The 25,188-nt window shown below is 59.0% G+C and carries 26 protein-coding genes; 3 read left to right on the top strand and 23 right to left on the bottom strand.

Annotated features, from left to right (window positions below):
- Positions 1-97: 97 nt before the first annotated feature.
- The 6 genes from acpP to ACYZTW_RS08585 all read right to left on the bottom strand — a co-directional run bounded on the left by acpP (position 98) and on the right by ACYZTW_RS08585 (position 4,088).
- The gene (acpP, locus tag ACYZTW_RS08610) at positions 98-334 is read right to left on the bottom strand and encodes an acyl carrier protein (protein WP_003442511.1); all 237 of its coding nucleotides are present in this window, start codon (positions 332-334) and stop codon (positions 98-100) included.
- A gap of 191 nt (positions 335-525) precedes the next feature.
- Positions 526-1,269, bottom strand: coding sequence for a 3-oxoacyl-ACP reductase FabG (gene fabG, locus ACYZTW_RS08605; RefSeq protein WP_462004523.1), 744 nt, complete (start codon positions 1,267-1,269; stop codon positions 526-528).
- A gap of 16 nt (positions 1,270-1,285) precedes the next feature.
- Positions 1,286-2,224: an ACP S-malonyltransferase gene (gene fabD, locus ACYZTW_RS08600; RefSeq protein ID WP_462004522.1), complete on the bottom strand. Its 939-nt coding sequence runs from the start codon at positions 2,222-2,224 to the stop codon at positions 1,286-1,288.
- A gap of 125 nt (positions 2,225-2,349) precedes the next feature.
- The gene (plsX, locus tag ACYZTW_RS08595; protein WP_082459097.1) at positions 2,350-3,360 is read right to left on the bottom strand and encodes a phosphate acyltransferase PlsX; all 1,011 of its coding nucleotides are present in this window, start codon (positions 3,358-3,360) and stop codon (positions 2,350-2,352) included.
- 4 nt (positions 3,361-3,364) lie between these two features.
- Positions 3,365-3,547 (bottom strand): 50S ribosomal protein L32, encoded by a 183-nt coding sequence (rpmF, locus tag ACYZTW_RS08590; RefSeq protein WP_008152339.1) that lies wholly within the window; start codon positions 3,545-3,547, stop codon positions 3,365-3,367.
- 13 nt (positions 3,548-3,560) lie between these two features.
- Positions 3,561-4,088 (bottom strand): YceD family protein, encoded by a 528-nt coding sequence (locus tag ACYZTW_RS08585; RefSeq protein ID WP_004371317.1) that lies wholly within the window; start codon positions 4,086-4,088, stop codon positions 3,561-3,563.
- A 106-nt stretch (positions 4,089-4,194) separates the two neighbouring features.
- Between ACYZTW_RS08585 and ACYZTW_RS08580 the strand changes: the two genes are divergently transcribed.
- Positions 4,195-4,773, top strand: a complete 579-nt coding sequence (locus ACYZTW_RS08580) for a Maf family protein (RefSeq protein ID WP_462004521.1) — start codon at positions 4,195-4,197, stop codon at positions 4,771-4,773.
- 148 nt (positions 4,774-4,921) lie between these two features.
- Here ACYZTW_RS08580 and ACYZTW_RS08575 read toward each other — a convergent pair whose 3' ends face one another.
- From ACYZTW_RS08575 to rluC, 3 genes are read right to left on the bottom strand one after another with little or no spacing between them, the layout of a single operon-like run.
- Positions 4,922-5,911, bottom strand: coding sequence for a S49 family peptidase (locus ACYZTW_RS08575; protein WP_462004520.1), 990 nt, complete (start codon positions 5,909-5,911; stop codon positions 4,922-4,924).
- A gap of 21 nt (positions 5,912-5,932) precedes the next feature.
- Positions 5,933-6,598 (bottom strand): HAD-IA family hydrolase, encoded by a 666-nt coding sequence (locus tag ACYZTW_RS08570; RefSeq protein ID WP_462004519.1) that lies wholly within the window; start codon positions 6,596-6,598, stop codon positions 5,933-5,935.
- Entirely contained in the window at positions 6,585-7,547 is a 963-nt protein-coding gene (rluC, locus tag ACYZTW_RS08565) for a 23S rRNA pseudouridine(955/2504/2580) synthase RluC (RefSeq protein ID WP_462004518.1), read from the bottom strand. Before rluC ends, ACYZTW_RS08570 begins: the two co-directional genes overlap by 14 nt.
- Before the next feature lie 700 nt (positions 7,548-8,247).
- On the opposite strand from rluC, the gene rne reads away from it, so the two are divergent.
- A complete protein-coding gene (rne, locus tag ACYZTW_RS08560) occupies positions 8,248-11,442 on the top strand; it encodes a ribonuclease E (RefSeq protein WP_462004517.1) in 3,195 nt (1,064 codons plus the stop codon).
- Between the two features lie 253 nt (positions 11,443-11,695).
- Positions 11,696-12,595, top strand: coding sequence for a LysR family transcriptional regulator (locus ACYZTW_RS08555; RefSeq protein ID WP_462004516.1), 900 nt, complete (start codon positions 11,696-11,698; stop codon positions 12,593-12,595).
- 16 nt (positions 12,596-12,611) lie between these two features.
- On the opposite strand, the gene ACYZTW_RS08550 is transcribed toward ACYZTW_RS08555, so the two are convergent.
- The 14 genes from ACYZTW_RS08550 to ACYZTW_RS08485 all read right to left on the bottom strand — a co-directional run bounded on the left by ACYZTW_RS08550 (position 12,612) and on the right by ACYZTW_RS08485 (position 25,122).
- Positions 12,612-13,508 carry a hypothetical protein gene (locus ACYZTW_RS08550; RefSeq protein ID WP_462004515.1) on the bottom strand — a complete coding sequence of 299 codons (897 nt, stop codon included), beginning with the start codon at positions 13,506-13,508 and terminating at the stop codon, positions 12,612-12,614.
- Positions 13,508-14,425: a DMT family transporter gene (locus tag ACYZTW_RS08545; RefSeq protein ID WP_462004514.1), complete on the bottom strand. Its 918-nt coding sequence runs from the start codon at positions 14,423-14,425 to the stop codon at positions 13,508-13,510. Before ACYZTW_RS08545 ends, ACYZTW_RS08550 begins: the two co-directional genes overlap by 1 nt.
- 11 nt (positions 14,426-14,436) lie before the next feature.
- Entirely contained in the window at positions 14,437-15,798 is a 1,362-nt protein-coding gene (locus ACYZTW_RS08540; RefSeq protein ID WP_462004513.1) for an acyltransferase, read from the bottom strand.
- 195 nt (positions 15,799-15,993) lie between these two features.
- Positions 15,994-16,584 (bottom strand): nucleotidyltransferase family protein, encoded by a 591-nt coding sequence (locus ACYZTW_RS08535; protein WP_462004512.1) that lies wholly within the window; start codon positions 16,582-16,584, stop codon positions 15,994-15,996.
- On the bottom strand, positions 16,581-17,564 hold the full coding sequence (locus ACYZTW_RS08530) for an XdhC family protein (RefSeq protein ID WP_462004511.1): 984 nt from the start codon (positions 17,562-17,564) through the stop codon (positions 16,581-16,583). The genes ACYZTW_RS08535 and ACYZTW_RS08530 overlap by 4 nt, the downstream gene beginning before the upstream one ends.
- Complete coding sequence (locus ACYZTW_RS08525) at positions 17,564-19,885, bottom strand: xanthine dehydrogenase family protein molybdopterin-binding subunit (RefSeq protein WP_462004510.1); 2,322 nt, start codon at positions 19,883-19,885, stop codon at positions 17,564-17,566. Before ACYZTW_RS08525 ends, ACYZTW_RS08530 begins: the two co-directional genes overlap by 1 nt.
- Complete coding sequence (locus ACYZTW_RS08520) at positions 19,882-20,352, bottom strand: (2Fe-2S)-binding protein (protein WP_008152370.1); 471 nt, start codon at positions 20,350-20,352, stop codon at positions 19,882-19,884. Before ACYZTW_RS08520 ends, ACYZTW_RS08525 begins: the two co-directional genes overlap by 4 nt.
- 244 nt (positions 20,353-20,596) lie before the next feature.
- Positions 20,597-21,616: a UDP-N-acetylmuramate dehydrogenase gene (gene murB, locus ACYZTW_RS08515; RefSeq protein WP_462004509.1), complete on the bottom strand. Its 1,020-nt coding sequence runs from the start codon at positions 21,614-21,616 to the stop codon at positions 20,597-20,599.
- Positions 21,613-22,077, bottom strand: a complete 465-nt coding sequence (locus ACYZTW_RS08510) for a low molecular weight protein-tyrosine-phosphatase (protein WP_462004508.1) — start codon at positions 22,075-22,077, stop codon at positions 21,613-21,615. The genes murB and ACYZTW_RS08510 overlap by 4 nt, the downstream gene beginning before the upstream one ends.
- On the bottom strand, positions 22,077-22,841 hold the full coding sequence (gene kdsB, locus ACYZTW_RS08505) for a 3-deoxy-manno-octulosonate cytidylyltransferase (protein WP_462004507.1): 765 nt from the start codon (positions 22,839-22,841) through the stop codon (positions 22,077-22,079). The genes ACYZTW_RS08510 and kdsB overlap by 1 nt, the downstream gene beginning before the upstream one ends.
- Positions 22,838-23,023: a Trm112 family protein gene (locus ACYZTW_RS08500; RefSeq protein WP_007945752.1), complete on the bottom strand. Its 186-nt coding sequence runs from the start codon at positions 23,021-23,023 to the stop codon at positions 22,838-22,840. Before ACYZTW_RS08500 ends, kdsB begins: the two co-directional genes overlap by 4 nt.
- A 25-nt stretch (positions 23,024-23,048) precedes the next feature.
- A complete protein-coding gene (lpxK, locus tag ACYZTW_RS08495; RefSeq protein WP_462004506.1) occupies positions 23,049-24,059 on the bottom strand; it encodes a tetraacyldisaccharide 4'-kinase in 1,011 nt (336 codons plus the stop codon).
- Positions 24,059-24,490 (bottom strand): ExbD/TolR family protein, encoded by a 432-nt coding sequence (locus tag ACYZTW_RS08490; protein WP_046049060.1) that lies wholly within the window; start codon positions 24,488-24,490, stop codon positions 24,059-24,061. Before ACYZTW_RS08490 ends, lpxK begins: the two co-directional genes overlap by 1 nt.
- Positions 24,487-25,122, bottom strand: a complete 636-nt coding sequence (locus tag ACYZTW_RS08485) for a MotA/TolQ/ExbB proton channel family protein (RefSeq protein ID WP_046049059.1) — start codon at positions 25,120-25,122, stop codon at positions 24,487-24,489. Before ACYZTW_RS08485 ends, ACYZTW_RS08490 begins: the two co-directional genes overlap by 4 nt.
- Positions 25,123-25,188 lie beyond the last annotated feature (66 nt).

Genomic DNA, 25,188 nt, shown 5'->3' with positions numbered 1-25,188 from the left:
TTTTCAAATGACGACTTTGCATCAGGCCTAAAGAAAAAACCGCACGCCGTGATGGCAGTGCGGTTTTTCCATGACAGCATGCAACGATTACAAGCTATTAAGCCTGGTGGTTAGTAACGTAATCGATTGCGGCTTGTACAGTAGTGATCTTCTCAGCTTCTTCGTCTGGGATTTCGGTCTCGAATTCCTCTTCCAGAGCCATCACCAGCTCAACGGTGTCAAGGGAGTCGGCACCCAGGTCTTCAACGAAGGAAGCAGTGTTGACCACTTCTTCTTCTTTAACGCCCAGTTGCTCAGCAACGATTTTCTTGACGCGCTCTTCGATGGTGCTCATACCTTGTTTTCACTCCTAATGGACAAATTCAGGCAGCTGGCCAGTGGGTAAGTGTATAGAAAGACTTTTCAGTTTTTCAACTGAAAGCTTCACTCCTCAAACCCGACGACCCTCTGCCTATAAATAGATTGCAGCTTTATAACGGATTTTAGACAGCTCGTATGACATTTTTTTGAAGCGATCCGTCACATTTAACTCATGTACATCCCGCCGTTCACCGGGATTGTAGCCCCAGTAACGTAAGCCGCACCGTCGGATGCAAGAAAAGCGACCACAGACGCGATCTCTTGAGCTTGCCCCAGACGGCCCAGCGGAATCTGCGTCTGCAAGGCTTCACGCTGTGCCTCGGGCAGTTCGCGGGTCATATCGGTGTCGATGAACCCAGGGGCCACCGAGTTTACCGTAATCGAACGCGAACCGACTTCACGCGCCAGTGAACGGCTGAAACCTTCCAGACCGGCCTTGGCGGCTGCGTAGTTTACTTGGCCTGAGTTGCCCATGGCACCCACAACCGAGCCAATACTGATAATTCGTCCCCAACGGGCTTTGGTCATACCGCGCAAAACGCCCTTGGACAGGCGGAACAGACTGTTCAAATTGGTATCAACGACGTCATGCCATTCGTCATTTTTCATGCGCATCATCAGATTATCGCGGGTGATACCGGCATTGTTGACCAGGATCGCCGGCGCACCGAACTGCTCCTGGATGCTCGCCAGCACTGCCGCAACGGATTCGTCGCTGGTGACATTGAGTTCCAGGCCAGTGCCTTGAATACCGTTTTCCTTCAGGGTTGCCGCAATGCGCTCGGCACCCGAAGCAGACGTCGCGGTGCCGATAACGATGGCGCCCTGACGACCCAGTTCCAGGGCGATAGCCTGGCCGATACCGCGGCTTGCGCCAGTGACCAGTGCAACTTTACCTTGCAGACTCATGCAGGCTTCTCCTGATTCAGGCCAGCGCTGCGCGGGCGGCAGCGAAGGCGTCGGGGGTATTGAGGTTGGATGTCGACACGCCTTCGGCGCAACGCTTGTTCAGGCCAGCCAGCACTTTACCTGGGCCGCATTCGACCAACTGGGTAGCACCTTTGGCGGCCAGCGCCTGAACCGATTCGACCCAGCGTACAGGCTTGTAAAGCTGCTCAAGCAGATCGCGCTTGAGGATTTCCAGATCGGCCGGCACATTGGCGCTGACGTTCTGAACCACCGGGATCTGCGGGACCTGCCAGTCGATCGCTGCGATCGACTCGGCGAAACGCTCGGCCGCCGGACGCATCAGCTCGCAATGGGACGGCACGCTGACCGGCAACGGCATGGCGCGCTTGGCACCACGGGCCTTGCAGCCTTCGATGGCACGCTCGACCGCTGCCTTGGCACCGGCGATGACCACTTGGCCAGGGGAGTTGAAGTTGACCGCACTGACCACTTCGCCTTGCGCCGCTTCGGCACAGGCAGCCAGCACATCAGCATCGTCCAGACCGAGAATGGCAGCCATGCCACCTTGCCCGGCAGGAACGGCTTCCTGCATCAGCTGACCACGGCGCTCAACCAGCTTCACCGCGTCGCCCAGGCTCAGACTGCCCGCGGCGACCAGAGCGCTGTATTCGCCCAGGCTATGACCGGCAACATAAGCCGGACGCGCGCCGCCTTCAGCCAGCCACAGACGCCACAAGGCAATCGAGGCGGTCAGAATGGCCGGCTGGGTTTTATCGGTTTGATTGAGTTGTTCTTCCGGCCCTTGCTGGGTCAGTGCCCACAGGTCGTAACCCAGAGCATCGGAAGCTTCTTTGAATGTTTCGAGGACAACCGGATGTTGCGCGCCCAACTCGGCCAGCATGCCGAGGGACTGCGAACCCTGTCCCGGAAAGACGAATGCGAGGGAAGCAGACATGTAACAAGCCCCTAATGATCTTGTCGTCGGAGAATTGACGTCCCGCTTGGGGGACGCAAGAAACTGACAGTTGGATGGCAAATTGAACTGAGCGGTCACATTTAAGCATTGTCCGACGAAAACGCCTAAAGCAACAAATCCTCCAGGCGACCGTGAATGCGTTCCGGCAGGTTTTCCTGGATCTCGATCAAGGCACGCTGAATCGCACTCTGGAAGCCCTGAACCCCCGCCGAACCATGGCTTTTCACCACAATCCCCTGCAAACCAAGGAAACTTGCGCCGTTATGCCGCGCAGGCGCCAGATCAGCTTGCAAACGCTTCATCAGCGGCAGCGCCAGAGCGCCGACCACTTTAGACGCGAGGTTTTTCTTGAACAAGGCTTCGATGCGCCCGGCAATCATCGTCGCCAGGCCTTCGCTGGACTTGAGCAGGATATTGCCGACAAAACCGTCACATACCACCACATCCGCCTCGCCACGGTACACACCGTCACCTTCGACAAAACCGATGTAATTGATGCCGCGAGCACTCTGCAACAAGGTGGCCGCCAGCTTGACCTGCTGATTGCCCTTGATGTCTTCAGTACCGATGTTCAGCAGCGCCACTCGCGGACGAACGATGCCCAGGGTTTCCGCCGCCACCGACCCCATCACGGCGAACTGCAACAGGTGCTCGGCACTGCAATCGACATTGGCGCCCAGGTCGAGCAACTGACAGTAGCCTTTCTGCGTCGGAATCGCCGCCACCATCGCCGGACGATCAATGCCCGGCAAGGTCTTGAGCACGAAGCGCGACAACGCCATCAGCGCACCGGTATTGCCGGCACTGACACAGGCCTGGACCTTGCCATCGCGCAGCAACTCCAGCGCCACGCGCATCGACGAGTCGGGCTTGCCGCGCAAGGCCTGAGCAGGTTTTTCGTCCATGGTGATGACTTCGGACGCCGGCGCAATCGACAGACGCGAGCGATCCACAGCCGACTGGCCAGAGAGCAATTCTTCAAGAAGGGAGGGTTGACCGACGAGGGTCAGGTGTAGCGAGGGCGTAGCAGACAGACAAGCAAGGCTGGCCTGAACAATGCTGCGGGGACCGAAGTCCCCGCCCATTGCGTCAATCGCGATGACTTGAGCAGACAAGTGATTACTCGTCAGCGCCCTTGTCGATCACTTTACGGCCACGGTATACGCCTTCTGGCGATACGTGGTGACGCAGGTGAATTTCACCGGTGGTTTTTTCTACAGACAGAGTGCTTGCCGTCAGGGCGTCGTGCGAACGACGCATGTCACGGGCAGAGCGGGATTTTTTGTTCTGCTGAACAGCCATAATTGATTAACTCCTAAACGTTTGGGTCACGCTTTAACTGCGCCAATACACTGAACGGGTTGGACCGCGTTACCTCGTCCTCGCTCGGTTCGGGCTCATCGAGACCCGCCGGCTGCTGGCATTCTTCCGGATGATGAGCAGGCACAATGGGCAAGGCGAGCAGAAGCTCCTCCTCGATCAGTGACTGCAGATCCAAAGGATCTTCGCCCAGTTCCAGCACGTCATAACCTTTCGGCAACGACTGGGTATTCGCACCCTCCTTCACCACAGCATAACTGCATTCGCTATGGATCGGCAGGGTGACCAGCTCAAGACAACGCTGGCAAACCATTTTGACTTCGGTGTCGATAAAGCTGTGGATTACCACAGACTTACGTTCATCTCGTTCAAAAACGAATTTAGCCTGCACCGTACCGACAGTATCGGAAAGCGGGTCGCAGAGTCTCTCCAAATCGGCCAGCAGCAGTTCACCTTGAAGGGTGGTGCCACGATCAGCCAATTTGCGCGGGTCAACGTGAGGTGGAATCGGGTCATTCAACATAGGCGCAGCATTATAGGGATGCCCCCGGCCATGTCAAAGGAAATTCAGCCCTGTCCGTCACTTGCAAGCCTCCGCTAGAATTCGCGCCTGTCTTCTGGAGATGCGCATGCTGCCTTTATTACTCGCTTCAAGCTCGGTTTATCGCCGGGAATTGCTGGCCCGCTTGCAGCTGCCGTTTACCTGCAGCTCGCCGGATATCGACGAAAGCGATCGTCCGGGCGAGTCCGCCATCGAACTGGTCAAGCGCCTCGCCGAGGAAAAAGCACGTGCGCTGGCCGGCAGTCATCCCACTCATCTGATCATCGGCTCGGATCAGGTCGCGGTGCTTGGCGAACGGATTATCGGCAAACCGCACACCTTCGAAAAGGCCCGCGAACAATTGCTGGCTTCGAGCGGTGCCAGCGTGACCTTCCTGACGGGCCTGGCACTGCTCAACAGCCAGACCGGCGACTGCCAGGTCGACTGCGTGCCCTTCACCGTGCACATGCGCACGCTGGACCCGGCACGCATCGAACGCTACCTTCGCGCCGAACAGCCCTACGACTGCGCTGGCAGCTTCAAGGCTGAAGGTTTGGGGGTGAGCTTGTTTCAAAGCACCGAAGGCCCTGACGCCACCAGCCTGATCGGCCTGCCGCTGATCCGCCTGATCGACATGCTGCTCGCAGAAGGCGTGCAGATACCTTAAAGGTCAAAAGATCGCAGCCTCGTTTCACTCGACAGCTCCTACAAGGGATACGCATTTCAATGTAGGAGCTGTCGAGTGAAACGAGGCTGCGATCTTTTGACTTTAAAAAAAACCGGCAAAAAGCCGGTTTTTTTATGCAGCAAGAAGATCAGCGCAACGAAGACCCCTGAAAACCCATCCACATCGCCAGATGCTCAGCCACGCTGGCACCGAGTTTTTTCGAGAAGCGATCGAACGGCGATTCCTGAACAGTGAAATCCACCAGCTCTTTCTCGCCGATCACGTCACGCGCCACCGAACTGGCATTGCCCAGACCATCGATCAGACCCAGCGGCAACGCCTGCTCACCGTTCCAGACCAGCCCGGAGAACAACTCCGGATGTTCCTTGTCCTTGAGGCGGTCGCCACGACCCTGCTTGACGCTGTTGATGAACTGCTGATGAGTGGTATCAAGCACGCCCTGCCAGAACTGAGTCTCTTCAGGCTTTTGAGGCTGGAACGGGTCGAGGAACGATTTATGCTCGCCGGAGGTGTAGGTGCGACGCTCGACACCCAGCTTCTCCATCGTCCCGACAAAGCCATAACCGGCCGCCGTCACACCAATGGAACCCACCAGGCTCGCCTTGTCGGCGTAGATCTGATCCGCCGCACTGGCGATGTAGTAAGCACCGGAAGCACCCAAATCCGAGATCACCGCGTAAAGCTTGGTATCCGGATGCAGGCCGCGCAAACGGCGGATCTCGTCATAGACGTAACCGGACTGTACCGGACTACCACCCGGACTATTGATTCGCAGGATGACACCTTTGACCTTCTCGTCCTCGAATGCTGCACGCAGACTGCCGACGATGTTGTCAGCGCTGGCAGGCTCCTTGTCGGCGATCATGCCGGTCACGTCGATCAACGCGGTGTAGTTGGCACTGCGGGTGGCGGCTTTTTCCATGTCCATCAGCGGCGTGAACAAGATCAACGCGCCAAACAGGTACACGAAGGTCAGCAACTTGAAGAAAATCCCCCAGCGACGGGACCGGCGCTGCTCCTGCACGCTGGCCAGCAGGGTCTTTTCCAGCAGCTTCCAGCTCTTCTCGTCACCGCTCTCTGCGCTCGCCTTGGCGGGCGCTTTCCATTCGTCGCTCATGACATCTACCCCAGCAAAAACCTATTTAGCCCGCTGACTCAGCCAGGCATGCAGTTCTGAAAAACGATCAATGGCCAGTGCCGGCTCGAACAACTTCAACGCCTCGATCGATTGCGCGCCATAGCTGACGGCCACCGAATCCATGCCGGCGTTGCGCGCCATCTGCAAGTCAAAGGACGAATCGCCCACCATCAGCGCTTGCTCCGGGCGAACCTCGCAGTGAGCGAGGATCTGCTCTAGCATCAGCGGATGGGGCTTGCTGGCGGTTTCATCGGCCGCGCGGGTGATATCGAAATACTCTTCCCAGCCGTGAGACTTCAGCACCCGATCCAGACCGCGACGGGCCTTGCCGGTCGCGACCGCCAAGTGATAACCCTCGGCACGAAACGCTTCCATCGACTCGACCACACCCTCGAACAACGGCGAAGGAACAGCCTCCGAGGCAATGTAGTGATCAGCATAGTGCTGACGGAAGGCTACCAATTCGTCGTCGCCGATTTCCGGATATAACGTGCGAATCGCTTCCGGCAAGCCCAGACCAATAATGCCCTTGACGGCAAAATCATCGCGCAACTGAAAACCGGAGCGCTCGGACGCGACATGCATCGACTCGACAATCCGACCAATGGAGTCAGCAAGAGTGCCGTCCCAATCGAAGATCAGCAGCTTGTAATCAGATGGGTGCACTCAGGCGCTCCACGGTTTTGGCCCACATCTCGTCGACCGGCGCCTGCAACTTCAGCTCACCGCCATCAGGCAGTGGCACGGTCAGCATGTAGGCGTGCAGGAACAGGCGTTTGCCGCCCAGGTCACGAATTTCCTTACTGAAATCTTCATCGCCGTACTTGGTATCGCCAGCGATGCAATGCCCGGCGTGCAAGGTGTGGACGCGGATCTGGTGAGTCCGGCCGGTAATCGGTTTGGCTTCGATCAGGGTGGCAAAGTCGCCAAAACGACGCAGGACCTTGAACACGGTCACGGACTCCTTGCCCTCCTCCTCGTCGACCTCGACCATACGCTCGCCGGAGCGCAGATTGCTCTTGCCGAGCGACGCTCGGACTTGCTTGATCGAGGCCGCCCAGTTGCCGCGAACCAGCGCCATGTAGCGCTTATCGACGCCATCGCCGCGCAATGCCGTGTGCAAATGACGCAGCATGCTGCGCTTCTTGGCGATCATCAGCAGGCCGGAGGTGTCACGGTCGAGACGGTGAACCAGTTCGAGCTCCTTGCAATCGGGACGCAGCTGACGAAAGGCTTCGATCACCCCGTAAGTCAAGCCGCTGCCACCGTGAACCGCGATGCCGCAAGGCTTGTTGATCACGATCAACGCCTTGTCCTCGAACACAATCGAGGCTTCGAGGCGCTGCAGCAGGCCTTGTGCCAGCGGCACCGGCTCGTCGCGCTCAGGCACGCGAACCGGCGGCACGCGCACGATATCGCCCGCCTGCAGCTTGTATTCGGGCTTGATCCGACCTTTGTTCACTCGCACTTCGCCCTTGCGCAAAATGCGGTAAATCAAGGTCTTGGGCACGCCTTTGAGCCGAGCGAGAAGGAAGTTATCAATACGTTGGCCGGCATATTCCGGCGAGACCTCCAGCAGTTGTACGGCTGGGGTCGAAGGGGCAGTAGTCGTCATGGCGCGGATGATAACAATTTTTTATGGAATTGAAGCACTTAATCATTGCTGCTATAGTCGCGAACGCCGCCAAAAGTGGCCTGGACAGCGGACTAACGGTCAAAAACCGGCCCTGACCAACGCAATTCACGAGGACGAGAGGCCGTCCTACGGGGCTTTCGCTACGAAACGGTAGAGTTTGCAGTTGTAACGAGCGCAGGTGACATGAGGCCTGAAGCATGCCGCAAAGCAGAGTTTTCACTCGCCTTGCGAGCAAATATTCACGGCCAGTTCACAAAGTGCAGTCAGCTACGAACAACCCCGAGCGAACGCTTCGGAAACACCGCCTAAATTAGCCATGATGCGTGACCTCCCCTTTCGGAGCTCACGGTAAATGCCAACCCGCTGCGGATTCTGCGCGCGGCAGCACCCGAATTATCAGGGATACGTGTAGGGTGGAGATGCACAACCGCTGGACTGTGTAGCAATAGGCTTTATCAAGACGCTTCATCTCGTCCACAGCCGCTGGTTGATTCCTCCTCCTGACTGAGTGCTTAAGTAGCCACAGCAAGCAGGACGCGTACGTCGCGACGCCGGCCCAATTGGTCGGGGTTCGCTAGACACTGGAGTGTCCAACCACTCCTGACGCACCTGACACCGACCATGAGAAGTCGTGTGTGCCGAACGCCGTTTCCGGCAGCCCGGAAACCGACGGTACTACATGAAAAGAATGCTGATTAACGCAACCCAACCCGAAGAGTTGCGTGTTGCACTGGTAGATGGCCAGCGCCTCTACGACCTGGACATCGAATCCGGTGCACGCGAGCAGAAAAAGGCCAACATCTATAAAGGCCGGATTACTCGCATCGAACCAAGCCTTGAGGCTGCCTTTGTCGATTTCGGCTCTGAGCGCCACGGCTTCCTGCCCCTCAAAGAAATCTCCCGCGAATACTTCAAGAAAGCCCCTGAAGGCCGCGTCAACATCAAGGACGTCCTGAGCGAAGGCCAGGAAGTCATCGTTCAGGTCGAAAAAGAAGAACGTGGCAACAAGGGCGCCGCCCTGACCACTTTCATCAGCCTGGCCGGTCGTTACCTGGTGCTGATGCCGAACAACCCGCGTGCCGGCGGTATCTCCCGTCGCATCGAAGGTGAAGAGCGCAACGAACTGCGTGAAGCCCTGAACGGCCTGGTTGCACCCGCCGACATGGGTCTGATCGTTCGCACTGCCGGCCTGGGCCGCAGCAGCGAAGAAATGCAGTGGGACCTCGACTACCTGCTGCAACTCTGGACCGCCATCAAAGAAGCCTCGCTGGATCGCTCCGCGCCGTTCCTGATCTATCAGGAAAGCAACGTGATCATCCGCGCCATCCGCGATTACCTGCGCCAGGACATCGGCGAAGTGCTGATCGACAGCGTTGAAGCCCAGGACGAAGCCCTGACCTTCATTCGCCAGGTAATGCCGCAGTACGCCAGCAAGATCAAGCTGTACGAAGACAGCGTTCCGCTGTTCAACCGTTTCCAGATCGAAAGCCAGATCGAGACCGCTTTCCAGCGCGTCGTTGAACTGCCTTCCGGCGGCTCCATCGTTATCGATCCGACCGAAGCCCTGGTGTCCATCGACATCAACTCGGCGCGCGCCACCAAAGGCAGCGACATCGAAGAAACCGCTCTGCAGACCAACCTTGAAGCCGCCGAAGAAATCGCCCGTCAGTTGCGCTTGCGCGACATCGGCGGCCTGATCGTCATCGACTTCATCGACATGACCCCAGCCAAGAACCAGCGCGCCGTGGAAGAAAAAGTCCGCGAATGCCTGGAAGCCGACCGCGCTCGCGTGCAAGTCGGTCGCATCTCGCGCTTCGGCCTGCTGGAAATGTCCCGTCAGCGCCTGCGTCCATCCCTGGGTGAAAGCAGCGGCATCGTTTGCCCGCGTTGCAACGGCACCGGCATCATCCGTGACGTTGAATCGCTGTCGCTGGCGATCCTGCGCCTGATCGAAGAAGAAGCCCTGAAAGACCGCACCGCCGAAGTTCGCGCCCAAGTGCCGATCCCGGTCGCCGCGTTCCTGCTCAACGAAAAACGCAACTCGATCACCAAGATCGAACTGCGCACCCGTGCCCGCATCGTCATTCTGCCGAACGATCACCTCGAAACGCCGCACTTCGAAGTTCAGCGTCTGCGCGATGACAGCCCGGAAGCCAGCATCAATCAGTCCAGCTACGAAATCGCTGCTGCCGCTGCCGAAGTCGAAGAAGTCCAGCCAGCCGCTGCGACCCGCACCCTGGTTCGCCAGGAAGCCGCGGTCAAGACGGCTCCGGCCCGCGCCAATGCTCCGGTTCCGACCGAAGTCGTCGCCGCTCCAGTGGTTGCACCGGCCGCCGCGCCTGAGCCAAGCCTGTTCAAAGGCCTGGTGAAGTCGCTGGTCAGCCTGTTTGCGACCAAGGAAGAACCTGCTGCTCCGGTTGTGGTTGAAAAACCAGCAACCACCGAGCGTCCGGCCCGCAACGAAGAACGTCGCAACGGTCGTCAGCAGAGCCGCAACCGTAACGGTCGCCGCGATGAAGAACGCAAGCCTCGTGAGGAACGTGCACCGCGTGAAGAGCGCGCACCACGTGAGCCACGTGAAGCCCGCGAAGAAGCTCCAGCAGTAGCAGTAGAACGCGCTCCACGTGAAGAGCGCGCACCACGCGCTCCTCGTGAGGAACGTGCACCGCGCGCTCCTCGCGAAGATCGCAAACCACGTGGCGATCGTGAAGAGCGTCCGGTTCGTGAACTGCGTGAGCCTCTGGATGCCGCTCCGGCCGCCGCTGCTACCGCTGAAGAGCGTCCAGCTCGCCAGCCACGTGAAGAGCGTGCTCCACGCCCACCGCGTGAAGAACGCCAGCCACGTGCCGAGCAAGCCGCTGCCGCAGTAGCTGAAGAAGAGCTGGTTACCAACGAAGAGCAACTGCAGGAAGACGGTCAGGAAGGCGCCGAAGGCGATCGTCCACGCCGCCGTTCCCGTGGCCAGCGTCGTCGCAGCAACCGTCGTGAGCGTCAGCGCGATGCCAACGGTAATGTGATCGAAGGTTCGGAAGAATCCGAGTCCGCCGAAGGTAACGAAGCTGCCGAAACCAACGAAGCGCCAAGCGCTGCCGATCTGGCCGCCGGCCTGGCTGTTACCGCAGCCGTTGCCAGCACCGTGATCAGCGCTCCAGCCGAAGCACAGGCTAACGAGCAAGCCGAACGCGCTACTGCCGCCACCCTGGAAACTGCTCCAGTGGAAGCGCCAGTGGTTGAAGCAACGACTCCGGTCGAAGCCACCCCCGCTCCGGAAATCGAAGTGGCCCCGGTTCGTGAAGCACAGCCTGTATTTGAAGCTGCCGCTGAGCCAGTGGTTGCCGCAGAACCGGCTGCCGAAACAGTAACCGAAACAGTAACCGAAGCTGTCCGTGAAGTTCGCGAAGAGCAAACCGCGTTCAACTGGGTTGCCGAGCCAGCCGCCGCCGAAGCGCCAGAAGCCGAGGCCATGGTGTCCGAGCCAGTGGTTGCTGCTGCCGAGCCTGAGCCTGCTCCTGTGGTTGAAACGCCGGTTGTTGCCGAAGTGGCTGCACCGGAAGTCGAAATTGCTCCGGTCAGCTCCCTGACGCCAAGCGGCCGTGCGCCGAACGACCCACGTGAAGTGCGTCGCCGCAAGCGTGAAGCCGAGCGTCTGCAGAAGGAAGCCGAACTGGCTGCCGCTGCAGCTCCGGTTGAAGCGGTTGTGGCTGCAGAGCCTGCACCGGTTGTTGCTGAAGTAGTCGAGGCCGTTCCTGCTCCAGCGGAACCGGCTGAGCCAGCTGTATCGGTGATCGAAGAAGCACCGCGCTCCGTTCAGGAAGCGGTAGAGCAACACGAACAAGCCCAGGAAAAAGAACACGAACCTAAACCCTTCGTCTGATTCCATCGGCCACTAAAAAGCCCCGCCTGGTGATCCAGGCGGGGCTTTTTTTCGCCTGTAAAACCCGATACCCCGCCAAGGTGAAGCACGATTTGATCCGGAGTTCTTGCGCTGCTCACTGAACACTCGCTTAAATATTTGTAAGCAAGTATTACGAACAGGCCGTGTAACGGGCAGAATAGAGCGGTCGCAAGGCTCATAGCAGGCCCTGCCACGGTCCGAAAGCCTTCGGCCGTCAAGGAGCAAAGAGTGCATGACTATGGAAATTGCTGAACTGGACGCTTTCAAAGCGATTGTGGACTATGGCAGCGTCACGCAAGCAGCAATCAGGTTGAACCGCGCTCAATCCAGTATTTCCTTCCGTATCAAGACACTCGAATCACGGCTGGATACCAAATTGTTCGAACGCTCTGGCCGCGGTATCACGATGACGCCTCAAGGCAAGGAGTTCTATGCCTACGCCTCACAAATCCTCGATCTGGTGGCTCGCGCCCAAGCCTGTCTGAATCAGGCAAAAACCGAATCGCGGGTTCGCTTGGGGGTTATTGAAAACCTCACCATTACTCGCCAGAACCTGTTGCAAAGCATCGTTGCCAATCCCGACGGCCTGGAGGTCGATGTCAGCATTGGCAACACACAGTCACTGCTCAAGGATCTTGAGGCCGGCAAACTCGACGCGGTGATTGTCGGGGCCGGCTTTGCACCTTCGCATTATCGCCGGGTGACGTTGTTCAACGATCCGTTGGCCCTGATCTACAGCGCGACACAGCCTGCCATCCAGGACTTGAAAGCGTTCAGCGGTCAGGTATTTCTGGTCAATAGCCGGCGCAGCGCTTCGCAACGCAATCTCGACGAACTGTTTCTGATGGGCAACATTACCCCGGAAAAGATCATCGAGTGCGGCTCTTATCCGCTGTTGTTTTCAAATGTAATCAATGGCGTGGGCGTCGCTCTGGTGCCTTTGTCACTGGTTGATTCGTGCTGTCGCAGTGAACAGGTGCAGACTTATTTCCTGAGCGGTTCATATGCCTCGCTAACGACTGAATTCGTATTTTTCGACCACCCCGGCAAACCGGCACCCAGGGCGCTGGCGCAATGGGTGCTGGACTTCGAAAAACCGGCCCGGCTGGCGATGACGGCAGCTGCGGGGTAACGGGCCGGGCAACTCGTCAACAGTTACACGATTGACGCACCACTTCATCCTCGAAGAGGTTGGACAATTGCAGCCCATCCTCCAGGCTGCTTGCCTGAATGACATCACCGTGTTGCAGCTCGAAGGCATCCTTGTCGGTACTTAATGAAGCACCGAGCAAAACGTAGTGGATCGTACCGGCCTCGCAGAGCTCTTCATGCTGAAACAACAGGGCTTCGAGTTCATTTTTGGCAAACATCAGTTGGTCCAACCCCAATAGCGACTGCTTGTCCCACACGGTTTTTCCGCTGCGGACTATCGAACTCCTCACCACCGAGTGGCGTGGTGGTTCGGCGATCACCAGTTCGTGGCACAACGCGGTATTGCGCAACTTGGAAAGACCGGCCAGCCCGGGCTGAGTGTGACGCAGCACCGGGTCAGAGAAATCTACCGCCAAGGTGTAGCCGATGTAGCGCGGGTTTCGGCAGTCGTCGATGAGGTACACACACGCATACTCGATCTCGATCCCTGCCCCGCTGGCATGACACGGCGACTTGATCGCCCGGGAAGCCGCCACCAGCCCCTTGCCATTGCCTTTGTAGTACCAGTCGGGAGAGGACCGTTCGGGCATGGCCAGACCATTGACTGAACGGTGGGTGTAACCGAAACCGCTCACCATGCATGCGGCATCATGAGCAGGCCGCAGCGGCACGTTAAAAGTCATTGAAGGCAGTGACTCAAGCGGCACCGCAGCAAGGGACAAGCCGCTTTTGAAGTGCTCCCAGGATTGCTTGCTGCGCATGAACCGCACGGCCAACGCCTGAGAGTTCTCGACACCCTCGACTTGCCAGACTGCGGCCGATGCCTCCTTGCCTTGTACAAGGCCCACCCACCGAACACCGTGTCGGTCGACCGAATCGATGATTCTGTCCATTACGCGGCCTCCGTGCGCAGTGCCACCGGTGCCCGCCGTTTGATCGAACAAAGGATCACCCCAAATACAATCAGCACCAGACTGACCAAGTGATAGGCGTGCAGTTGTACGTCCAGGAACACAATACTGAACAGCCCTCCAGACAGTGGCACCAGATGAGTGAAGATCTCGCCACGGGTGGCGCCGATTTCACCGATCCCTTTGCTCCAGAACAAGTACGACAGCCAGGACGGGAAGATCACCAGATACGCAAGGCCAAGCCAGGGTGCTGCGCCCTGTCCCAAACTAAAGGTCGATTCAGGATGCAAGACCCAAACCCCGAGGCTGAACGGAATCAGGCACAGCGCCCCCACCACCGCGCAATACGTCACGAATGCGTTGCCGGCGATGGTTTTGGGCTTTGTCCGCAAAAAGGAACAATAGACAGCCCAACTGGCGGCCGAGGCCATGGTCCAGAAATCACCTTTGTTGAAGCCCTCCAGAAAGCTCAAATCGGAAAGATGCCCCATGGTCACCAGCCAGAACACACCGACCGTACTGATGACCACCCCAAGCATGTTCGACCTGGAGATGAAGTCACCAAAAACGAAACGATTGAGAGCCAGTACCAGACATGGGGTGGCCGACAGATAAATCGCCGCGTTCAAAGAGCTGGTGTATTGCAAGCCGATATATAACGTCAACGGAAATATAACTTGGCCGCAGACCGCTAACATCACAAGAGTCAGCCATGACTTACGCGCGGCCGGCAAACTGGCGACCACGGCTTTATAGTTAATCAACAGCAGTAACGCACTGGTGATCAACCATCGAAGTTGCGACAGCAACACCGGATCGACATCCACGACCATCAACTTTCCGACAACATAGTTCCCGCCCCAGAACACGGCAGCGAGTGAGAGTAATAAGTACGGCATTGACGCCTCCGTTAGAGTTTCTTCATTAACATGAAAGAGACGCCGTCGAACTCGACTTCCCCTTGCAGATGGAACAAGTCTTGAAAGACAGACAATTGCGCCTGCAATACATCAGTGATGGGCACCAACATCAGTGCCTGCGACGCCAGTACCCGGGCCAGCTCATTGACATAGACTCGGCAAGGCTCAGCGTCGACAGGCGAACTGTTAGCGACAATCAATGAGTAACCCAAGCGGCGGCGATAGTGAAAGTCGCCGGCAGAGGCAAAGGGCAATCTCGAAAAATCCAGGTCGGCGCGTAATCTGAGCTGCTTGTGGCCGTAGTCCTGCGCCCACTGCAAGTGGTGGGCAAACGACTGCCGGGAACTGGAGATGACATCGAGACTGTGTCGGGCGAACGCTTGAAGCTGGGCGTTATTGGCCGGCGAGATCAGCAACACCGATTTCTTGCCCGGTGTGTCGAGATACTCCGCCAGGGGGGCGGGTAACGGCGGCGTATCGCGCTTCTCAGTGTCGCGATAGATCATCAACCAGTCCGAATTGATCGCGGCCCAATCGCTGACTTGCAGCGTCTGCTGGATCGACGGTTGATAGGTTTCCATGAGGTGAGCCTTGAACGGCAGGTATTGCAGGACTTTCCCCTGATCGCCAACGATAGAGTAGTCACCGACCCAGGTATTGAGAAAGGAACGGATCCCGACGATGCTGGCCTTGCCCAGGTAATCCGCGTTCCAGCCCACGATCGCTTCGCGCCCGACCCACGCGTAATCACACAGTCGCACCGGCGGCAGTCGCGTCATCGCGACGGTTCTCGAGCCGATGGAGAGCCGGCCATAAGGATCATGGTCCTGGCGCAGCAACTGACTCCCCGGCGACAGCCAGACACCGTCGCCAATATCCACATCGCCGCCGGCGTTGACCGCAGCGTTACGACCAAAACGCACATACTGACCAATTTTGATCGACGGCAACTCATCCGCGCAGTGCTCGAGTTGATGGTCGGCATGGGGATGGCTGAAGTACGCACCGTTTTCAAAGTGAGTAGGCGAAATCAAGTGCTCCCCGATCTGCTCATTGACGAGCAGTGGGGAACCAGTGGTATTGACCGAGAAGTGCTCCGCAGGCAAACCGAAGTCATCACCCAGTTCTTTTAGACGTTCGCCAAAAGTGACCCCGAACTTGATTTCGTCACGATGACAACTGATCGTTTGCGAAGCTTTTCTAAGTTGTCGAAGCGTTTTGACATAACGAGGAACAGGTTGAAAAACATCTGCAGAACTTAACGCCCGCTCCAACGCCCCCAACTCCTGTATGTCACTGTCCAGTTCTAAAGGACTGACAGTGACCGACGCATCCAGATAGTGCTTTATCATGTAGGCTCTTTTTTTCTAATGAGTACTGACCGGATATTCACCCCAACTGTGAACTCCGCACGCCACATGATCGTATGTCGGATAAAACCCGCTGAATAACGAGTTTTATATCTGGCACCCATCGATAAATACGAATGAGCGAAAGAAAAGGCTGACTATTCGAGGAATGCGCAATGGCAATCCCGCTGACAACCCTTATTGATAAACCAGCGAAGCAGGCACATCCACATCCCACAACACCCCAGGATCGTCCACCGCCACCTCGACCACCCTCGCCTGCGCAAACAACGCCTTGGCACCTCGATCACCGGACAACGCCATCAACGCCGGAGCAAAGCTGCGCCCAAACCCCACCGGATGCCCATACTCGCCTTGATGCACCGGAACACTGACGGCGTCCTCAGCAATCCCCGCCAACACCCGTTCGATACTCGACGGCAAGATAAACGGCATATCCCCCAGCACAATCAGCCAGCCACTGAGCTGCGGACACGCCGCCACCCCGGCGGCGATGCTGTCTCCCATCCCCGTCGACTCGATCAGCACAATCTCGCAGCCATAGGCCTTGGCCATGCGGATCACTTGCGGTCGATCCACAGTGGTCACCAAGACGCGCTTCTCAAGGGAGACCGGCAAATTCACCAGCACTTGCTCGATCATCGAATGAACAGCACCCTCGCGCCCCGTACAATCCGCCACCAACTTGTCCTTGTCGGCACCAGCCTCCTGCCGAAACCGACTGCCCTGCCCCGCCGCCAACACGATGACGCCGATAGGTTCACTCATACGACCTCCTGCAACGGCTTCTTCTGCTTGAGCTCGACGCCGTTTTTAATCGCCACGATTTCGGCCAGCAGCGACAAAGCGATTTCCGCCGGTGTGTGGCTGCCGATGTGCAAACCGATCGGGCCATGCAGCCGCTCGATGGCCTGCTGTGACAAGCCTAGCTGAGCCAGGTTCTCCCGGCGCTTCAAGCTGTTGATCCGCGAGCCCAGCGCACCGACATAAAACGCCCTGGAATCCAGCGCCGTGAGCAGCGCCATGTCATCGAGTCGAGGATCGTGGGTCAGCGCGACGATGGCCGTACGCTCGTCGGTCTGGATGCTGAGCACCGCTTCATCGGGCATGCCCGAAACAAATCGCCCGTGCTGCTCTTCCCAACCATAAACGAACTCGGTGCGTGGGTCGCAGATCAGCACTTCGAAATCCAGCAGCCGCGCCATCTCGGCCACATAACGGGACAACTGCCCCGCACCGATCAGCAACAGCCGCCAACGCGGACCGTAAATGGCCCGCAACGTCTTGCCATCGAACGTCAGCACATCGGTCTTGTCAGCCGGTTGCAGCATGACTTCACCCGTCTCGACACAGAGCGAGCGAGCAACGATTTCATGCGCCTCGCAGCGCGCCAGCAACTCGGCGACCCAAGCCGGGTCGCCGACCCGCTCCTCGGTCAGGCGCAAGGTGCCACCGCACGGCAAACCGAAGCGAGCCGCCTCTTCACGGGTGACGCCGTAAGTGATCAATTGCACCGGCGGCCCATCGGCTGGAATACGACCGTCGTGCAGCCGGGCAATCAAATCGTCTTCAACACAACCACCGGACACCGAGCCAATCACCACGCCGTCTTCACGCAACGCCAGCATGGCGCCAGGTGCCCGAGGGGCGGTGCCCCAGGTCTGGACCACGCTGTACAACACCACCCGCTGACCGGCGCGGCGCCATTCCAGCACGCTGCGCAGAACGTTCAGATCGACGCTGTCCATCAGGCCTGCGCCTTCTGCCAACCTTGCAGCTGATAGCGAACCGGCAGGTTGCGGATGCGCTTGCCGGTGGCGGCAAAGATTGCGTTGCACAGCGCTGGCGCAATCGGTGGCACGCCCGGTTCACCGACACCGCCCAATGGCACATCGCCTGGCGGCGTGACCAGATGAACCGCGACTTCCTTCGGCGCCAGGGACATGCGCGCCACCTCGTACATGTGGAAGTTGTCCTGCTGGACCTTGCCGTCCTTGAAGCTGATTTCCCCCAGTACCGCGTTGCCCAGGCCCATGACACAGGCGCCTTCGAACTGCGCACGAATCCGCTCGGGGTTGATCTGCGGACCGCAATCCACCGCGATGTCGGCCTTGTGCACGATCAGCGTGCCGTCGTCTTTGACTTCGACCTCAATCACTGCCGCCACATAGGTCACGAAGCTGTAATGCACCGCCAGGCCCAGGCCTCGGCCCTTGGGCAACTCACGGCCCCAACCGGCGGCTTTGGCAGCGGTTTCCAGCACCGTACGCATCCGCGCCGTGTCGATCGGATAACGCTCGGGGGACTCGCCGTAGTTCCACTCTTCACTCAAGGTGCGTGGATCGATCTGCCGGTCCGGGCCGAGCAATTTGATCTGGTACTTGAGCGGATCCTCGCCAGCCTTATGGGCCAGCTCATCGACAAAGCTCTGAATCGCAAAACCGTGGGGAATGTTCGACACCGAGCGATACCAGCCGACTCGAGTGTGAATCGCCGCTTCCGGGTTTTCCAGACGCACATTGGGAATCGCGTACGCCATGTTGGTAAAGCCCATGCCCAGCTCGAAGGCCGCCTCGTGGTTCATGCCCGGCGCGAACAGCGCAGTGATGCTCGGCGCCACGGTGCGGTGCAACCAGCCGGACGGCAGGCCGTCCTTGTTCAGGCTGGCTTTCAGGTACTCGGCCGACACCGTGTGGAAATACGAGCAGTGGATGTCGTCTTCACGCGTCCATTGCACCCGCACTGCCTTGCCGGGGAATTCCTTGGCAAGGATGGCCGCTTCGATGATGAAGTCCGGTTTGGATTTACGACCGAAACCGCCGCCCAGCAAAGTAACGTTAAAGGTGACGTTATCGAACGGGATACCGAGGCGCTCGCCAATTCGCTCGCGGGTGACTTGTGGTGCCTGGCTTGGGGCCCAGGCTTCGCACACACCGTCCTTGAAGCGGGCGATGGCGACCATCGGCTCCATGGGCGCTTGCGTGAGGTGCGGTAGGTAATAGGATGCTTCGAGCGTGCTGTTGGCACTGCCCATGGCCTCGTCGATGTTGCCGGTATTGCGCACCACTTTGCCGGGTTTGAGGGACGCGGCTTCCAGTTCCTTGCGGTAGGCGATCGAGTCATAACTGGCGTTAGGACCATCATCCCACTCGATGTTCAACGCCTCGCGGCCCTTGATCGCCGCCCAGGTATTACTGGCCACCACGGCCACGCCGCCCAACGGCTGAAACTCCGACGGCAGCGGATGACCTTCGATCTGCACGACCTTGATCACGCCTGGGACTTTCATCGCGGCGCTGGAGTCGACGGATTTAACCTTGCCACCGTACACCGCAGGGCGCGCAATGGTGGCGTAGAGCATGCCGTCGAAATGCACGTCTGCACCGTAAATGGCGCGGCCATTGACGATGTCGGCACCGTCGATCGCCTTGGTGCCTTCCTTGCCGATGTAGCGGAACTCCGACGACTGCTTGAGCCGCAGGCTGTCACGCGCTGGCACTGCCAACGCACCGGCCGCGGCGGCTAAGGCGCCGTAACCCAATTCACGACCGGACGGTTTATGGATGACTTTATGCAACTGTGCATGGCATTCGCTGACCGGCACTTTCCACTGTTCGGCAGCGGCTTGTTCAAGCATGGTCCGCGCGGCAGCACCGCAGCGGCGCATCGGCTCGTACCAGTGGCGCATGCTGCGCGAACCATCGGTGTCCTGGTTGCCGAAACGCACTTCGTCGCCCGGCGCCTGTTGTACTTTCATCATCGCCCAGTCGGCTTCCAGTTCATCGGCCACCACCATCGTCAGACTGGTACGCACACCCTGGCCCATTTCCGAACGGTTGCAGACCACCGTCACTATGCCGTCAGCGGCGATGCTGACGTACACCTTGGGATCGTCGATCCAGCCGTTGGGCATGCCGTCGGCGCCGAATTTTTTCTCTTTCTCTGCAGCAAAAGCGTCTTGCCAGCCCCAGCTCGCAACCAGAACCAACGCACTGGTGGCACCGACCCCCTTGAGGAAGCCACGGCGGCTGAGGTTGCTCAGCGCAAAGTCATTCGGTAACTGGCTCATGCCTTGGCCTCCTTCAGGTGAGTGGATGCCTGGCGGATGGCAGTCTTGATGCGGTTGTAAGTGCCGCAGCGGCAAATGTTGCCGACCATCGCCTCTTCGATCTGTTCGTCGCTGGGGTTGGGGTTGGTCTTGAGCAGCGCTGTCGCCGACATGATCTGCCCGCCTTGGCAGAAACCGCACTGGGCCACAGCGGTGTCGAGCCAGGCTTGCTGGACGACTTGCCCGACCGGGTCGGCGTGCAGGTTATCGATGGTGGTCACGTTCTGGCCGACCACCGAACCGATCGGCGTGATGCAACTGCGCGCCGGGGCGCCTTCGATATGGATGGTGCAGGCGCCGCACAGACCCATGCCGCAGCCGAATTTGGTGCCGTTGTAGCCGGCCACGTCGCGAATTGCCCAGAGCAGCGGCATGTCCTCGGTGACATCGAGTTGATGGTCTTGACCATTGAGCTTCAGGGTAATCATGGGCACGCCCGCATAGTTATTGGTTATGGGGTCGAGCAATCTGCCGCCTGGGGTTGGCGGTTGGCATCACGCAGATCGGCTCAGGCTAATGAGGCTCTCTTATGCGGACGGTAGCATCTGCATCGGGCCTTTGATGGAGCAAACGTTTGCATCGTTAGGTGGCTAAGTTAACCCAGCATTAACAAAAAAGCCCTGCACAGTTAAACGTGTGCAGGGCTTTGAAATCAGTCTTGAAAGCTTAGCCTCAATACCGATTGGGCTCCATTTCCAGGTCGACATGAAAACGTTCTGAAATGTCTTTCTGGATGCGTTGCGCCAGGCTCAGCAATTGCAGACCGGTCGCGTTGCCGTAGTTGACCAGCACCAACGCCTGCAATTTATGCACGCCGGCGTCGGCATCACGGAAACCTTTCCAGCCGGCCCGCTCGATCAGCCAGCCCGCCGCCAGTTTCATCTGCCCGTCGGGTTGTGCGTAGGCCACCAGATCCGGGTATTCACCTTTGAGTTGCGTGACGAGCGTCGCTGGCACCAAAGGATTCTTGAAGAAGCTGCCGGCATTGCCGAGCACTGCCGGGTCCGGAAGCTTTTCGTTGCGGATGCTGCAAATCGCCTGGCTGACATCGGTGGCGGTCGGGTGATCGATGCCTTGCTCGGTCAGGCGCTGACGCACCGGGCCGTACTCCAGATGCAGGTGCGCGGCGCGGTCCAGGATGAAACGAACCCGCAGGATCAACCAACGCCCCGGCTCCTGTTTAAACAGGCTGTCGCGGTAGGCGAAGTTGCATTCCTCCAGCGTAAAGTCCCGCAAGTCGCCAGTCTGGCGATCGAGGGCGGTCAGGCCGGCGAAAACGTCTTTGATCTCCACACCATAGGCACCGATGTTCTGCATCGGTGCCGCGCCGACGGTTCCGGGAATCAGGCTGAGGTTTTCCAGGCCCGACAATCCCTGCGCCAGGGTGTGCTGCACGAACGGATGCCAAGGCTCGCCGGCCTCGGCTTCGATCACGACCTTGCTGCCATCATCACTGAGGATGCGAATCCCGCGCGTGGCCATGCGCAGCACCAGGGACTGGATATCGGCCGTCAGCAGCAAATTGCTGCCACCGCCAATCACCAGCAGCGGCACGTCATGCTCCACCGCATAGGCCAGGGCTTCACGCACGTCGGCATCGCTATGGGCCTCGGCAAATAGCCGGGCCTGAACGTCGACACCAAAGCTGTTGTACGGTTTGAGCGAAACCCGGGGTTGAACCTGCAAACTCATAACCGTCCCTTCAATTCGATCACCAGCAAATCACTGGCACGCTCGATCAGGTCCAGCACCTGCTCAAAGCCTTGGTCGCCGTCGTAATACGGATCCGGCACTTCATCGATTTCCGACGGGTAGCGACGTAAAAACAGATCCAGTTCGGCTTTGCCCTTGGCCGGTTGCAAGGCCTTGAGGTTGCGCAGGTTGCTGTGGTCCATCGCCAGAATCAGGTCGTAGGTGGCGAAATCAGCCCGGCTCACTTGCTGGGCGCGCTGAGCGGACAGGTCATAACCGCGCAGTTTCGCCGCCGCCTGGCTGCGCTTGTCCGGCGCCTTGCCGACGTGCCAGTCACCGGTGCCGGCGGAGGCGACTTCGATTTGATCGGCCAGCCCCGCTTCACGCAGTTTTTGTCGCAACACGCCTTCAGCCGTGGGCGAACGGCAGATATTGCCCAGGCAGACAAACAAAACCCGCATCAGGCCTCCAGCAGGCGACGAACGCGCTCAAGGTCTTCAACCGTGTCGACGCCGGTGGGCGGTGCGATCAAGGCGTCGGCGACGTGAATCCGCACGCCGTGCCACAGGGCACGCAGCTGTTCCAGGGATTCGGTGTTTTCCAGCCAGCACGGGCCCCAGCTGACGAAGTCATGCAGGAAACCGGCGCGGTAGGCATAAATGCCGATATGCCGACGATACGGCACGCCTTCCGGCAATTGCTCGCGGCTTTTGGCGAACGCGTCGCGGGCCCACGGCAACGTGGCACGACTGAAGGTCAGCGCCAGGCCATTAAGGTCGCTGACAACCTTGACCACGTTGGGGTTGAACAGGGTTCCCACGTCTTCGATCGGCTCAGCCAGCGTGGCCATGCGCGCTTCGGTGTGGGCGGCCAGGTTGGCAGCCACCTGATCGATCACACTCGGCGGGATCAGCGGTTCGTCACCCTGAACGTTCACCACAATGGCATCGGGCGCCAGGCCCAGTTTCGTGGCGACTTCGGCCAGACGATCGGTACCGGAATTGTGATCTTCGCGGGTCAGCACCACCTCGGCACCAAACCCTTTGCAGGCCTCAACGATGCGCGCATCGTCAGTGGCGACCACCACGCGCTGAGCGCTGCTTTTGCTCGCCTGCTCCCAGACGTGCTGGATCATCGGCTTGCCGGCGATCAGCAGCAGCGGCTTGCCCGGCAAGCGGGTGGAGGCGTAACGCGATGGAATGACAACGGTAAAGGCTGTGGTCATTTATCCAGACGCTCGTCGGTGGTCAGGGTGCGGGCTTCGGTTTCCAGCATCACCGGGATGCCGTCGCGAATCGGGTAAGCGAGACCCGCGCCCTTGCTGATCAGCTCGGTTTTGTCGGCACTGAGCTTGAGCGGGCCTTTGCAGACCGGGCAAGCGAGGATATCGAGCAATTTGGTGTCCATGAGCATTCCCTGGATAAAAACGGATTTAAGGCAAAAGACGAGCCGGCAACAGGCGCATCAGCTGCGTATCGAACCAGGCCACGAAGGCCGGCGATGGCGCAGCATCGACCGCCAGGTACCACCAATCGGCAGCGGCGAAGGCACGGCACTTCACCGCGTCCTTTTCGGTCATCACCAACGGCAATGACGGCGTGAAATTCAAGGCCTGCACGCTGTATTCGGCGTGGTCGGCAAACGCATGCGGAACTGGCTGCCAGTGTAGCGTTTCGAGGGTTGTGAAGAAACGCTGCGGATTGCCGATCCCGGCCACCGCGTGCAGCGCCTGGCCAGCGGGAAAGTGGTCGAGGGGACGCCGCTCGCCGCTGTGCAGATTGACCAGTTCGGTGGGTTGAAGCTGGAAGGCAAAACCGCCATCGCGATCAGCATCGGCACCGTTGTACAGCACCGCGTCGACGCTTTGCAGACGCTCAACCGGTTCGCGCAACGGCCCGGCGGGCAGGCAACGCTGGTTGCCCAAGCCGCGGGCGGCGTCGATCAACACCAGTTCAAGGTCCCGGGCCAGTCGGTAATGCTGCATGCCGTCGTCGGACAGGATCAGGTCCAGCGGTTCACTCGCCAGCAGCGCTTTGACGGCTCGGCTGCGGTCGGGATCGATCATCAACGCAATGCCGGTGCGCTGGACGATCAACAGCGGTTCGTCGCCTGCGATCTCGGCGCTTTGATCCGCCTCAACCCGCCACGGCAGTTGTGGCGGTTTGGCGCCGTAACCCCGGCTGACCACGCCGACCCGCAAACCGCTGCGCTGGCAGTGCTGGATCATCCAGAGAATCAGCGGCGTCTTGCCGGTGCCGCCGACGGTGATGTTACCGACCACGATCAGCGGCACCGGCGGTTGATAGATCTCGCCCTCACCCGCCAGAAAACGCTTGCGCTTGTTCATGACCACGCGCCGATACAGCCACTCCAGCGGCTGTAACAACTTCAGGGCCGGATGACCTTGGTACCACGCGGCGAGCAAGCGATCGGACATGGCCATCAGGGCGCGGGCGGCGCCGCCTCGACAGTGGTCATGCGCAGGTGACTGAAACCGAGTTTACCGGCGGCGTCCATGGCGGTAATGACGGACTGATGCTGAGTCTTGCCATCAGCGCTGATGGACAGCGGCAGGTTGGTGTCGCCACTGGATTCTTTCTGCAGCGCGTCCATCAGCGTGGCCAGATCGTTTTTCGACAACAATTGGTTGTTCACCGAAAATACGCCCTCGGCGCTGATGGCAACGTCCAGATGCTTGACCTGCTGGTCTTCGGCAGGCGAACCGCTGACCGCTTCCGGCAGATCAACGCGCAACTGGGTTTCACGGGTAAACGTGGTGGTGACCACGAAAAACAGCAGCAGGATAAACACCACGTCGATCAGCGACGCGAGGTTGATGTCCACATTCTCCCGTTGCTTGCGGCGGAATTTCACGCTTTGCCCCCATTCAGGTCAACATCACGATCGCCCTGTACCACTTCGACCAGTTTGATCGCTTCTTGCTCCATGCCCACCACCAGTTCATCGATCCGGCGTTGCAGGAAACGGTGGAAGAACACCGATGGGATACCGACCATCAAGCCTGCGGCTGTGGTTATCAGCGCCTTGGAGATACCACCGGCCAACACGGCGGCGTTGGTGGTCATGCCCGAGCCCATGAATGCGCTGAAGATATCGATCATGCCCAACACCGTCCCCAACAGACCCAGCAACGGGGCCATGGCGGCGATGGTGCCCAGCGCATTGATGTAGCGTTCGAGCTCGTGAATCACTCGCGCGGCGGCTTCTTCAATGCACTCTTTCATGATCTCGCGACCATGCCTGGAGTTGGCCAGGCCGGCAGCCAGGATCTCGCCCAACGGAGAGTTGGCACGCAGTTCCTTGAGCTTGTCTTTATTGAGTTGTTTGTCCTTGATCCAGACCCAGACCTGCCCGAGCAAATGCTCCGGGGTCACACGGCTGGCTCGCAGGGTCCAGAGACGTTCGGCGACGATCGCCATGGCTGCGATGGAACTCAGAATGATCGGTATCATCATCCATCCGCCGGATTTGACCAATTCCCACACAGTGATAGTCCCCTCGAAAAAGTGCGCCACTCTAACATAGGGGGTCCATGCACCGAAGACCGTGAT

Source organism: Pseudomonas sp. LB3P25 (genome assembly GCF_054897985.1).
The sequence above is the reverse complement of the archived record's forward strand: the minus strand, read 5'-3'. Positions and strand labels throughout refer to the sequence as shown.